Source organism: Nitrosomonas oligotropha, from assembly GCF_009833085.1.
GTDB lineage: Bacteria > Pseudomonadota > Gammaproteobacteria > Burkholderiales > Nitrosomonadaceae > Nitrosomonas > Nitrosomonas oligotropha.
Map to the genome: position 1 here is coordinate 1 of NZ_QRBZ01000059.1, position 11,407 is coordinate 11,407.

General features: G+C 53.0%; 12 protein-coding genes and 1 pseudogene. 7 read left to right on the forward strand and 6 right to left on the reverse strand.

Annotation, left to right across the window (positions count from 1 at the left end; all coding sequences use genetic code 11):
* Positions 1 to 3: 3 nt before the first annotated feature.
* The 6 genes and pseudogenes from ABD07_RS14270 to ABD07_RS14290 all read right to left on the reverse strand — a co-directional run bounded on the left by ABD07_RS14270 (position 4) and on the right by ABD07_RS14290 (position 3,868).
* Positions 4 to 1,254, reverse strand: coding sequence for a CRISPR-associated endonuclease Cas3'' (locus tag ABD07_RS14270; protein WP_160818845.1), 1,251 nt, complete (start codon positions 1,252 to 1,254; stop codon positions 4 to 6).
* Positions 1,251 to 2,198, reverse strand: a complete 948-nt coding sequence (gene cas1f, locus ABD07_RS14275; protein ID WP_160818846.1) for a type I-F CRISPR-associated endonuclease Cas1f — start codon at positions 2,196 to 2,198, stop codon at positions 1,251 to 1,253. Before cas1f ends, ABD07_RS14270 begins: the two co-directional genes overlap by 4 nt.
* Before the next feature lie 52 nt (positions 2,199 to 2,250).
* Positions 2,251 to 2,472 (reverse strand): annotated as a pseudogene (locus ABD07_RS15115) (HIRAN domain-containing protein); the annotation flags it as partial.
* 18 nt (positions 2,473 to 2,490) lie between these two features.
* Positions 2,491 to 2,646, reverse strand: coding sequence for a hypothetical protein (locus ABD07_RS15120; protein WP_240142585.1), 156 nt, complete (start codon positions 2,644 to 2,646; stop codon positions 2,491 to 2,493).
* A 164-nt stretch (positions 2,647 to 2,810) separates the two neighbouring features.
* Positions 2,811 to 2,885, reverse strand: coding sequence for an SEC-C metal-binding domain-containing protein (locus ABD07_RS15125; protein WP_160818854.1), 75 nt, complete (start codon positions 2,883 to 2,885; stop codon positions 2,811 to 2,813).
* Positions 2,882 to 3,868, reverse strand: coding sequence for a helix-turn-helix transcriptional regulator (locus ABD07_RS14290; protein ID WP_160818847.1), 987 nt, complete (start codon positions 3,866 to 3,868; stop codon positions 2,882 to 2,884). Before ABD07_RS14290 ends, ABD07_RS15125 begins: the two co-directional genes overlap by 4 nt.
* 162 nt (positions 3,869 to 4,030) lie before the next feature.
* Between ABD07_RS14290 and ABD07_RS14295 the strand changes: the two genes are divergently transcribed.
* The 7 genes from ABD07_RS14295 to ABD07_RS14325 all read left to right on the forward strand — a co-directional run bounded on the left by ABD07_RS14295 (position 4,031) and on the right by ABD07_RS14325 (position 11,328).
* Positions 4,031 to 4,399, forward strand: a complete 369-nt coding sequence (locus ABD07_RS14295) for a hypothetical protein (protein WP_160818848.1) — start codon at positions 4,031 to 4,033, stop codon at positions 4,397 to 4,399.
* Positions 4,400 to 4,417: 18 nt separating this feature from the next.
* On the forward strand, positions 4,418 to 5,746 hold the full coding sequence (gene miaB / locus ABD07_RS14300) for a tRNA (N6-isopentenyl adenosine(37)-C2)-methylthiotransferase MiaB (protein WP_160818849.1): 1,329 nt from the start codon (positions 4,418 to 4,420) through the stop codon (positions 5,744 to 5,746).
* 84 nt (positions 5,747 to 5,830) lie between these two features.
* On the forward strand, positions 5,831 to 6,829 hold the full coding sequence (locus ABD07_RS14305; protein ID WP_160818850.1) for a PhoH family protein: 999 nt from the start codon (positions 5,831 to 5,833) through the stop codon (positions 6,827 to 6,829).
* Between the two features lie 33 nt (positions 6,830 to 6,862).
* The gene (ybeY, locus tag ABD07_RS14310; protein ID WP_160818855.1) at positions 6,863 to 7,303 is read left to right on the forward strand and encodes an rRNA maturation RNase YbeY; all 441 of its coding nucleotides are present in this window, start codon (positions 6,863 to 6,865) and stop codon (positions 7,301 to 7,303) included.
* Positions 7,304 to 7,351: 48 nt separating this feature from the next.
* Positions 7,352 to 8,200, forward strand: coding sequence for an HlyC/CorC family transporter (locus tag ABD07_RS14315; RefSeq protein ID WP_160818851.1), 849 nt, complete (start codon positions 7,352 to 7,354; stop codon positions 8,198 to 8,200).
* Positions 8,201 to 8,297: 97 nt separating this feature from the next.
* Positions 8,298 to 10,082: a single-stranded-DNA-specific exonuclease RecJ gene (recJ, locus tag ABD07_RS14320; RefSeq protein ID WP_160818852.1), complete on the forward strand. Its 1,785-nt coding sequence runs from the start codon at positions 8,298 to 8,300 to the stop codon at positions 10,080 to 10,082.
* On the forward strand, positions 10,072 to 11,328 hold the full coding sequence (locus ABD07_RS14325) for an MgtC/SapB family protein (protein WP_160818853.1): 1,257 nt from the start codon (positions 10,072 to 10,074) through the stop codon (positions 11,326 to 11,328). Before recJ ends, ABD07_RS14325 begins: the two co-directional genes overlap by 11 nt.
* Positions 11,329 to 11,407: the final 79 nt, after the last annotated feature.

The following is an 11,407-nucleotide window of genomic DNA, read 5'->3' on the forward strand; positions in this document are numbered from 1 at the left end:
ATTTCAAACTGAGACACTACCAAGTTGTGCGGCGATTTGACTTTGTTTGGTGGTTCGCTCACTTGGGGGAAATTGTGTCAGGCAGTTTTGAATATAAGAAAATAAATTGGTCTCCAAAGACAATGCCTTTTCAACCAAAACATTAAGGTTCTTGAATTTAATATACTCATGTAAATCTTCAGCAGATAACCCCGAGATCAATCGGTCTGCGGAGATGACACAAGCGCGCATCAGATTGTGTAGAGCGTTGGCGGTGATTTGCTGCCGATAATCGTCGATACGATTTTCCAGTTCATACGTCTTGTAATTGGGTAACGGTGTTGTTTTGATGTTATCCAATGTGTCCAAATCCACCGTTTCGCTGTAAATTCTGTTAATCAACGATGTTTCGGTGTTCCGATATTTTTGATCAATTTCACCAATTTGTTGCAGCAGCTTCTGCGCTTTCTCAATAATTTCCGAAAACGGTAGAGACCCTAAATTGCCGTTAAATTTTTTGTGAATCCCGCCAAACGTTGAAAACTCAGGGTCTTTTTCCTTGCGGTATGGTTTGGCATGGTGCCAATAAATAGTATGCTTGATTGCATTCTTGTGACCAGTGCTAATCGCTTTGAACGAAATAGGATCGAGCAATTGATAAAGCAGCACAGAAATTTCGTTATGGCGTGGATGCTTATCGAAGCTGAATTTGGTGTCGTCTATGTGTTGGCCGTCTTCCGCCTGAAGATTCTTTTTCTTCGGGTTTTTCGCCCAATCCTGAAAAGCCGGATCGATTTTGCCTAAATCATGTAAGCACCCAGCAACAAAGGCTGTTTCCATTTCGTTCGTTTTGTGCAGCGTCAAATGTGCTAGTAATTGCTCAGCAACATAGCCCACGGCAAACAAATGTTCGGCCAACGCCTGTAGGTGAGTGTTGGCGTAGAGAAAATTAGGATTAGCTGCTTGCTTGGGTATATCCATTATGAGTTCCTTGGTGGTGGAATTAACTGGCACAATGCCTTGTGGATTGAATTGGTCTCGATTTCCCACAATCCATACCAACTCACTTCGACTCCGCGATCTGATCCAGTGGCAGGCTACGGCAGTATTCTTGGTTACGGTTTTGCGTAGCAAGGTTTTGACGGCGATCAATCCTTCTTCCGTGATCACGGTTTGCCAGGTGTTGTCGCCGATACGATTGGCGAAAGCATCCAATACCCGGCGGGTGCGATTGAGCGCTTTTTTCTCGCATTGGCTGATGAAGGTGACCATCATGGCCGTGATTCCAGGAGCGCCTGTTGCTTGACTTGCTCGAACATGAAATCCATGGCCTTGTGTTCAGTAAATTTTTGCAGGATTTGCTGGCGGAATTCCTGTTCACTCATTTTTTCCTTGGCACAAACGAAAGCCCAAGGCAGGACGATGGCGTCTTTGACAAGGTCGGCGATGTCAAACACCAATGCGCCACGGCGGGTTTTGCCGTGCATCACTGCAAAACCATGTGGAATACCCAGCACCCAAAGTGTAGTCGCAGCTAATCCGTAGGCTAAGTAATTGCCATGATTCAGGAAAGCGTTTGCGCTGTCGGTACTGTCGTAATTACGCACGAAATCTTTTTGCTGGGTCCGGCTGACGGCGATTTTGTAGAGGTTTTTGGTAAGTTGCGCTTCAATCAACAATAATTCGGTGACATTGTTTGCTTGCTCGACTTTGTTTGAGAAACCCGAAAACGCTTGCGTGACATCTTGATCGTCAATAAAGAAACCTTCATTTTTTAAATCTTTATCCTTGCGCCATGTGCTTTGCAGGTAATTGATGCGCATAAGCTGGAAATGTTTGGCAACTTGCAATCGTTTTGCTTCATCAAACCAGAATGACAACCATCCTTGCACATATTCGGTGGGCCTGTATTCGCTTTGCGGCGTGAGCCATTCAATTTCACTGGCGGCCAAGAGTGGCGTGCCACCGCCGCCGCTGAAACCGATCAAAACACCGGCCGATGCCAGCATACGCACTGCCGCTTGCGTGATCGAGGTGCCGGTGCCTAATAAAATGACCGTGGTATTGGCAATCGGGATATTCCAATACAATTGCTCGTCCTTGGCTTCTGTTAAATAAAGAACACGGCCATCTTTCTGCATGATGCGGCATTTCTCAAGGTAATAAATATTGGCGCGTTTGGAATGCAGAATTGCTTTTAGGTCAGTCAATTGCTCCATCTTGTTGCAGTCCTTTTATCTTGATTTCAGGAGTTCATGATAAATGTATGATTCATACTCGCCACCGCACCTCCACCTCAATCCGTTCCCACGGATTATTACTTTTTTTCAACCCTACGATCAAAGCCGATAATTTTTCTCCGCGATCCAGCAGTTGCGAGATGGCGGCGTTGTCTCTGGCGGGGATGTAGCCGAGTTTTTCGCCTTGCCAGTCGATGCGCACCGCGCGTTGGTCGAAGCGGTTGCCGGGTTCCCGTATCAGCGTGACTGCCTGTCCGGTGGCAAGTTGCGGCTAGAGGGTTTCGCCTTGGTGATACTGGAATCCCGCTATCGGGGAGATTTGCAGGGTTTTCCATGGTTTGGTGGCCGGTTTCGCTTGCGTCAATGTCGGTAACGCAAGCCCGCCGAGCAGTGCGGTAAGTGATTGCAGGAATACGCGCCGGGACATGGTGTTTCTCCATCGAAAAATGACACCTTTGCATTATCCCAAGCCGCAGGCTCAAAACCTGAGCCTGTTGAAATCATCCCAAGTTTTCAGAAAAGTTTCCGGTTCAATCCACTAATGGCGTGGCTGATTTGATGCCATGAAAAATCTCCGGCTTACCGCGTTTCTTACGCCCGCAAGCGACACGATTTGTATTTTTTTCCGCTACCGCAAGGGCACGGATCGTTTCGTCCTGGTTTCATTCTTTTTTCCTTTCGGGTAAATAATTCTCCTGCGCCTTTTGCAAGTTTTGCAGGATGGTTTGGCGTAATGCTTCCGGGGCGATAACTTCAACCGCCGCGCCGTGCTTGAGGATGTCCATCGCCAATTCGGTTTCGTTGGCGTACGGGATGCGTAACTCGTAACTGCTGTCGAGCAGAAACTGGCCTCGCTGGTGCGGATGCCATTGTTCATCCGCAACCCAGCGGGCGCGTTCGGCGGTGAAACGCAACACGGCGGTATGTTTTGCCTGACCGGCGAAAATACCGTAGCTGGAAGCGAAATGGCCATTGAGTTCGTTGTCGGTAATGTTCCGGGCCGCGTGATCGAGCATCTGGCACGCGGCGATGCGTTCCACGGCAAAACTGCGCAGTGCCTCTCGCTTGTGGCACCAGGCGTCGAGATACCAGTTGTCGCGGTAATGCGTAAGCCGTTGCGGGGAAACGATGCGTTCGGTTTGCTGATCGCGTCCGCGGCTGTGGTAGGCGATATCGAGCTGCTTGCGTTGCAATACCGCGCTGGCGGCAGACTGAAAATGCCGTAAGGCCGGTTGCCTGCTCAACATGGTCAAAATGCGGATGCGCTTGACCGCGTCCGGATCGTTCAGTTGCTGGGTTGCCAGTATCTTTTTCAAGCGCTCCTGCATCGGCTTGAGTTGCATGGCGAGCAAGCCCGGCTGAATTTGTTCCAGCAGTTGCTGCATGGTGAGCAGCGCGTGCAATTCCTGCGCGTCAAACCAAACACCGGGCAATTCAAACAGACCGGCATCGCGCGATTCGTAGTAATAGCCGTTGCGTTCCCGGTCGTAGACGATCGGGGCATTGAAATACAACCGCAACGATTCGATGGTGCGGTTGACTGTCGCCCGGGAGCACTCCAGCAGTTGTTCGAGCGATTGATGCGACACCGGCAAAGTGCGGGACGCCAATATGCGGTGCAATTGATAGATTCGCTGGAGATTGCCCATAAATTCATTCCAATGGATACGAAAGCTACAAATTCGTTGATACGGAATTTCGCTTTAGCGTATCATAAGGCCCTCGGAAACATCAGGTGCCGGTCAAGATTCAAACCCCTGTTTCGTACCGCTTATCCGTTTGTTTTTATCCTGTTGCCATTCAGTAAAACTATGAAAGAAACGCAGGCGATATCCTTGCTACTGATTTTTGTATTGAGCATGCTATCGCATCCCGCTTTTAGCCAGCAAACCCGGAAATTTCCTCCCAATAGTCAATTAGGCAATCTGACGGCGGTGGCTTTTCCGCACTTCACCATCAACGGGCAGCAAATGACGATGGGCGCGGGCGGGCAGATCCGCGGGATCGATAATATGATTATTCTGCCGTCCACGGCGAACTATATCGGTTTGATCCGCTTTCAATTGGATACAATGGGCAATCTGCACCGGGTCTGGATTCTGACGCCCGATGAAGTCAAGGAAGCGGAAAGCGAAGGGCAGCAGATACCGAAACCGAAAAAACGTTTTTTCTTTTTTTAACACAGCGCTAAATAATTCGTGAGTAACAAGCTTTATATCAAAACCTTCGGCTGCCAGATGAACGAGTACGACTCGGAGAAAATGGCCGATGTCCTGCACGCCGCTTATGGCATGGAATCCACCGACGATCCGGCGCAGGCCGATATCATTTTGTTCAATACCTGCTCGGTGCGCGAGAAAGCGCAGGAAAAGGTGTTTCATGACCTGGGACGGGTGCGGCATCTGAAGGAAAACAATCCCAATTTGCTGATCGGTGTCGGCGGTTGCGTCGCCAGCCAGGAAGGCAAGGCGATTGTCAGCCGTGCACCGTTCGTCGACGTGGTATTCGGGCCGCAAACCTTGCATCGCCTGCCGCAACTGATCGAAACGCGCAAAGCGACCGGTCGCTCGCAAGTGGATATTTCATTTCCCGAGATCGAAAAATTCGACCACCTGCCGCCCGCCCGCACCGAAGGGGTCACGGCGTTTGTTTCGATCATGGAAGGGTGCAGCAAATATTGCAGTTTCTGCGTGGTGCCGTATACGCGCGGCGAAGAAGTGTCGCGCCCGTTGAACGATGTGCTGACCGAAATCGCCATTCTCGCGGATCAAGGCATCAAGGAAATCACTTTGCTGGGGCAGAATGTCAACGCCTACCTCGGTAGCATGGACGACGGCGAGATCGCCGATTTTGCTTTGCTGCTGGAATATCTGCATGAAATTCCCGGCATCGAGCGCATCCGTTACACCACGTCGCACCCAAAGGAATTCACCACGCGTTTGATTCAGGCTTACAGCCAGCTGCCCAAATTGGTCAACCACCTGCACTTACCGGTGCAATCCGGTTCCGACCGGGTTCTGGCGGCGATGAAACGCGGCTACAGCGTGCTGGAATACAAATCGATCATCCGCAAACTGCGCACGATCCGCCCGGATATTTCGTTGTCCTCCGACTTCATCATCGGTTTCCCGGGAGAAACCGAAGCGGATTTCAACGCGACGATGCAACTGATCGAGGACATGAATTTCGACGAATCGTACAGCTTCGTCTACAGCCCGCGCCCCGGCACACCCGCCGCCGATCTGCCCGACGATACGCCGCCGGAAGTGAAACTGGAGCGGCTGCAACGCTTGCAAGCGCAAATTAACCAGCAAGCCCGCAAAATCAGCCTGGGAATGGTCGGATCGATACAGCGGGTGTTATTGGAAGGTATTTCCAAAAAAAATGCCAACGAGTTTTTCGGACGCACCGATAACAACCGCGTCGTCAATCTGGCCAGCGATCCCGCGCTGGTGGGCAGTTTTGTCAACGTGCGCATCACCGAGGCACGGTCGCATACGCTGCGCGGCGAAATTGTGCATGGATAAAAACACATCCACGGCAAGGTTCTGCACTTGCAAAGTATCGCGCCCGCTGAGAGAATCGCATTATCGTAACTGTAACAGCCGACTTTGAAACCGACACCCCTGGAAATTTCTTTCACACCCGCCGACAACCAGCGCCTCGCCAATTTGTGCGGCGCACTGGATGAGAATCTCAAGCAAGTTGAAACGGCATTGGATGTCACGATATCCCGGCGCGGCGAACATTTCAGCGTATCGGGAAAATCCGGGCAAACCCAGCTGGCGGCGCAGGCGCTACGCAATTTTTATGATCAGTCGCAACACCATATCAGTCTGGAGCAGATCCAGCTCGGCTTGATCGAAGTGCTGAATCCGCACGATGCGCCAGATCAAACCGGCGGCCCCGACGACAGTACCAGCGCCAAACAACCGGCCGCGCTCACCTTGTTAACCCGCCGCAGCAATTTGCATGGCCGCACACCGCGTCAGTCGCAATACCTGCAACAAATCCAGGAACACGATATTACGTTCGCCATCGGCCCGGCCGGTACCGGCAAAACCTATCTGGCGGTAGCCAGCGCGGTCGATGCGCTGGAACGCGGCCTGGTGTCGCGCTTGATTCTGGTGCGTCCGGCCGTGGAAGCGGGAGAGCGACTGGGCTTTCTACCCGGCGATATGACCCAGAAAGTCGACCCTTATTTACGCCCTCTCTATGATGCGTTGTATGATTTAATGGGTTTCGATAAAACCGCCAAACAATTTGAACGCAATACCATTGAAATCGCACCGCTGGCTTTCATGCGCGGACGCACCTTGAACCAATCGTTCATCATTCTGGACGAAGCGCAAAACACCACGCCGGAGCAAATGAAAATGTTTCTGACGCGCATGGGCTTGGGCTCGAAAGCCGTCATTACCGGCGACGTAACGCAGGTCGATCTGCCGAAACATCAAAAAAGCGGACTGGTGGAAGCGCAACAGGTGCTCAAGGACATACGCGGCATCGCTTTTAGCCGTTTTCTATCCGAAGATGTGGTGCGACATCCTTTGGTGCAACGCATTGTCAATGCTTATGAGAAACACGACAAACACAGGCAGGAACCCTGATTCGCCTTGCAGACAAAGAAACCGTTCAAACTGATGGTGCAATATGCAACCGGCAGCTCCGCTGTACCCACCCGGCCGCAATTCCGCCGCTGGGTCAAAGCCGCACTGATGCAACAAGCCGAAATCGTGCTGCGGCTGGTGGACGAAGCCGAAGGGCGAGAGTTAAACCGGCAATTCCGCGGCAAGGATTATGCGACCAACGTGCTGACTTTCGTTTATGACGATATGCAACCGCTAACCGGCGATATCGTGCTGTGCGCGCCGGTCGTCAGCCAAGAAGCGCAGCAACAACATAAAGACCTGCTGGCGCATTACGCGCATTTGACCGTGCACGGCGTGCTGCATTTGCAAGGTTACGATCATATCGAAGACGCCGATGCGGCGGAAATGGAGCAACTGGAAACCCGCATACTGGCGGCGCTGGGTTATGCGGATCCTTACCGTGATGCAGCCGGTGCTATTACAGCGCAATAATGATGCATCCTCTTTTTTTATTTTTACCCATTCAACTTCTCACATACTATGGATGACCCTTCACCTAAAAGCGGCTGGTTAGAGCGATTAGGCGCCATGCTGATCCGCAAACCGGAAGACCGCGAACAACTGATTACCCTGTTACACTCCGCTTTTGAGCGCAATCTGCTCGACTCGGACGCATTGAGCATGATCGAAGGCGTCATGCAAGTTTCCGAAATGCAGGCACGCGATATCATGGTGCCGCGTTCGCAAATGGATGTCGTCGACATCAGCAAGAAACCCGAGCAATTCATTCCGTTTGTCATCGAAGCCGCACATTCGCGCTTTCCCGTCATTGAAGGTTCCGAGGATGAAATCATCGGCATTCTGCTGGCGAAAGACCTGCTGCGCTATTACGCCGATCCGGATGAATTCAACATTCGCGACATGCTGCGCCCGGCGGTTTTCATCCCCGAATCCAAACGACTGAATGTGCTGCTCAAGGATTTCCGCAGCAACCGCAATCACATGGCGATTGTCGTCAATGAATACGGCGGCGTGGCCGGATTGGTGACGATCGAGGATGTGCTCGAGCAAATCGTCGGGGAAATCGAGGACGAATACGATTTCGACGAAGAAGAGGACAATATCGTCATGGAAGCCGACGGACGCTACCGCGTCAAGGCGATTACCGAGATCGATAATTTCAATGAAGTGCTCGGTGCGAACTTCAGCAATGAAGACTTCGACACCATTGGCGGTTTGGTGCTCAGCAAGTTCGGCCGCTTACCCGTGCGGAACGAATCGGCCATCATCGGTCCCTTTAAATTCACCGTACAGCGCGCCGATAGCCGCCGCCTGCACATACTGAAGGTGGAAAAGCTTGCCGCAACGGTAGAAACCCCGGCAGAATAAAAAATTCAAATTTCGTGACCATGCTTCATTGCTCGCCTTGTTAGAACTTTGAATTTTTACAGAATGCCACTCGAAATTTTTTCTTACGACCAGGCGCATGCCCAAAATCACTATTCGTCCGTATGATCCGCAAAGTTTCCAAACACTCAGCGGTAGCGGATTACCCCCGGTACTGGCACGCATTTACGCCGCGCGTGGCATTGAGGATTCCGGCCAGCTCGAAACCGAACTGACGCGCCTGATTCCGTTCGGTCAGCTGAAAAACATTACCGCAACGGCCGCCTTGCTGGCCGATGCCATCGCGGCAAAAAAACGCCTGCTGATCATTGCAGATTACGATTCCGACGGCGCGACTGCGTGCGCCACCGGCATGCGCATCTTGCGCAAGTTCGGCGCTAACGTGGATTATCTGGTGCCGAACCGGTTTGAATTCGGTTACGGTCTGACACCGGAAATCGTGCGTCTGGCGCATACTTCCAAACAACCGGATGTCCTGATCACAGTCGATAACGGCATCGCCAGCGTGGACGGCGTGGCTGAAGCCAACCAGCTAGGCATGCAAGTGGTGATTACCGACCATCACTTGCCCGGCGATCAACTGCCCGCGGCACTGGCGATTGTCAATCCCAATCAGCCCGGCTGTCCTTTTCCAAGCAAAAGCATCGCCGGGGTGGGCGTCATTTTTTACCTGATGCTCGCGCTGCGCGCCGAGTTGCGTCAGCGCGGCGCTTTTGCGGCAGGCCAGGAACCCAATCTCGCCTACTTTCTCGACCTGGTGGCGCTGGGAACCGTCGCCGATGTGGTCAAGCTCGACAGCAACAACCGTATTCTGGTACAGCAAGGCTTGCAGCGCATCCGCAAAGGCAAGGCCTGCGCGGGCATTAACGCACTGTTGCAAGTCTCGCGGCGCGATGCCCGGCAAATCTCCACCTATGACCTGGGCTTCATGCTCGGGCCGCGACTGAATGCCGCCGGGCGGCTGGACGATATGTCGCTCGGTATCGAATGCCTGATCACCGACGACGAGGCGTATGCGGCTGACATCGCCAAGCAATTGGACGAATTGAACCGGCAACGACGCGAAATCGAATCGGCCATGCAGGAAAGCGCGCTCGTCAAGCTGGAGGATACGCTCAATGCGCGCCAGCCGGACATCCAGAGCGCTTACAGCATCTGTTTATTCGATACCGATTGGCACCAAGGTGTGATTGGTATTCTCGCGTCGCGCATCAAGGACAAATATCACCGCCCGGTGATCATTTTCGCACCCGGCAACGACGGCGAAATCAAAGGTTCGGGACGGTCGATCAACGGTTTTCATTTACGCGACGCGCTCGATCTGGTATCCAAACAACACCCCGAGCTGATCCGCAAATTCGGCGGCCATGCCGCCGCTGCCGGGTTGACCATTCACGGCGATGCTTTTGAAGCATTCCGCGCGGCGTTCGAGCAGGTTGCGCAAACATTGCTGACACCCGCCGATTTAACCCGCGTGATCGAAACCGACGGTGACCTGGAGCTTTCCGAAATCAAGCTGGAATTGGCGGAAACACTCGAACGCCAGGTGTGGGGGCAAGGTTTCCCGCAGCCGTCGTTCAATGCGCGCTTTTATGTCGAAAGCCAGCGCATCGTCGGGGAAAAACATCTGAAACTGAAATTAAAAAAACTGCACGTTGCGGGCGCCGATGACGCAGCGCAAGCTGCGCGAAAATCCGCTGAAACCTACGACGCCATTCTGTTTTTCCACAGCGATCCGCTGCCCGATGTGATCGATGCGGTTTATCGATTGCAGATCAATGAATATAATGGCAAATCATCCTTACAATTCCTGCTGGAACATTGGTTCCATGCAGATAACCCGGTGACCGGCGATGCACACTGAATTCACGTTGAATGGCGAATTGGCCGCCCTGCCGCATTTCCTGACCAGCTTGGCTATCGGTTTACTGATCGGACTGGAACGCGAACGCAACCCGGGATCGCGTGCCGGACTGAGAACATTCGCTCTGGTCGCAATGTTCGGCACGCTGGCCGCGATGCTGTCGGAAAAAGCCACGCCGTGGCTGTTGCTTGGCGGGCTATTCATCGTCGGCCTGATGATGGTGGCTGCGTATTCCCGCGTCAAGGACGACAACGCCGACCCGGGCACCACCACCATCGCCGCCATTCTGGTCTGCTACGGTCTGGGCGCATCGGTGTGGTACGGCAACGGCACGTTGGCGATCATGCTCGCCATCATCACGACGGTTTTGTTGTACTTCAAGACGGAACTGCACGGCATTACGGAAAAGCTGACCCGGCGCGATTTAATTTCGGTGCTGCAATTCGCCGTGCTGACGTTCATCATTCTGCCGATTTTGCCGGATAAGTATTACGGCCCGTATGAAGCGATCAATCCGCACCAGATCTGGTTGATGGTGGTTCTCATCTCCGGCGTCAGCCTGGCGGGTTATGTCGCGTTGCAACTGATCGGCCAGCGGCATGGCGTGATACTGGGTTTATTCGGCGGGCTGGTATCCAGTACCGCCACGACACTGGTGTACGCGCGCCGTACCGCGGAAAACCAGAACTTCACACAACTCGCCGTGGTCGTCATTCTAATCGCCAATCTGACGGTACTGCTCCGTTTATCGATCATCAGCGCGGTTGCCTCACCCGCCATTTTGCCGCAATTGCTCCCCGTGCTGGGCAGCGGCTTCCTGCTCGGGTCAGGCATCGCGGCGTACTGGTGGTTCCGGCTGAGCCAGCAACAAGAAGTGCCCATACCGGAAATCAAAAACCCCACCGAGTTGGGCGCCGCAACAACTTTCGGATTGATCTACGGCAGCGTGCTGTTCTTTTCCACCTGGCTTTCCGACATCGCCGGCAGCAGCGGGCTGTACGCCGTCGCACTCATTTCCGGCCTGACCGATGTCGACGCCATTACGCTATCGAGCCTGCATCTGTTTGAGCTGGGCAAGCTGGAAGCAAATCAAGCGATTACCGCCATCACACTCGCGATACTCTCCAACATCGGCTTCAAACTCGGCCTGATTTTCTTCATCGGCAGCCGCTTTCTCGCCAGACAATGCGTGTCCGGCATGCTGGCCAGCGCCGCCGGTCTTGGGCTGGCGCTGCTGTTCATTTAGAAACTGAAGTGGCTCCCCAAAAAACTGTACAAGCAGTTAAGCTCTGACATTGTGCTAGAAGGAGCAATGAGATGAGTAA

What these genes read in the sequence shown, in the direction of transcription:
- ABD07_RS14270 (WP_160818845.1), bottom strand. Translation starts at nt 1,254, where the DNA reads ATGATGGTCACCTTCATCAGCCAATGCGAGAAAAAAGCGCTCAATCGC.
- cas1f (WP_160818846.1), bottom strand. Translation starts at nt 2,198, where the DNA reads ATGGAGCAATTGACTGACCTAAAAGCAATTCTGCATTCCAAACGCGCC.
- ABD07_RS15120 (WP_240142585.1), bottom strand. Translation starts at nt 2,646, where the DNA reads ATGTCCCGGCGCGTATTCCTGCAATCACTTACCGCACTGCTCGGCGGG.
- ABD07_RS14290 (WP_160818847.1), bottom strand. Translation starts at nt 3,868, where the DNA reads ATGGGCAATCTCCAGCGAATCTATCAATTGCACCGCATATTGGCGTCC.
- ABD07_RS14295 (WP_160818848.1), top strand. Translation starts at nt 4,031, where the DNA reads ATGAAAGAAACGCAGGCGATATCCTTGCTACTGATTTTTGTATTGAGC.
- ybeY (WP_160818855.1), top strand. Translation starts at nt 6,863, where the DNA reads ATGGTGCAATATGCAACCGGCAGCTCCGCTGTACCCACCCGGCCGCAA.
- ABD07_RS14315 (WP_160818851.1), top strand. Translation starts at nt 7,352, where the DNA reads ATGGATGACCCTTCACCTAAAAGCGGCTGGTTAGAGCGATTAGGCGCC.
- recJ (WP_160818852.1), top strand. Translation starts at nt 8,298, where the DNA reads ATGCCCAAAATCACTATTCGTCCGTATGATCCGCAAAGTTTCCAAACA.
- ABD07_RS14325 (WP_160818853.1), top strand. Translation starts at nt 10,072, where the DNA reads ATGCACACTGAATTCACGTTGAATGGCGAATTGGCCGCCCTGCCGCAT.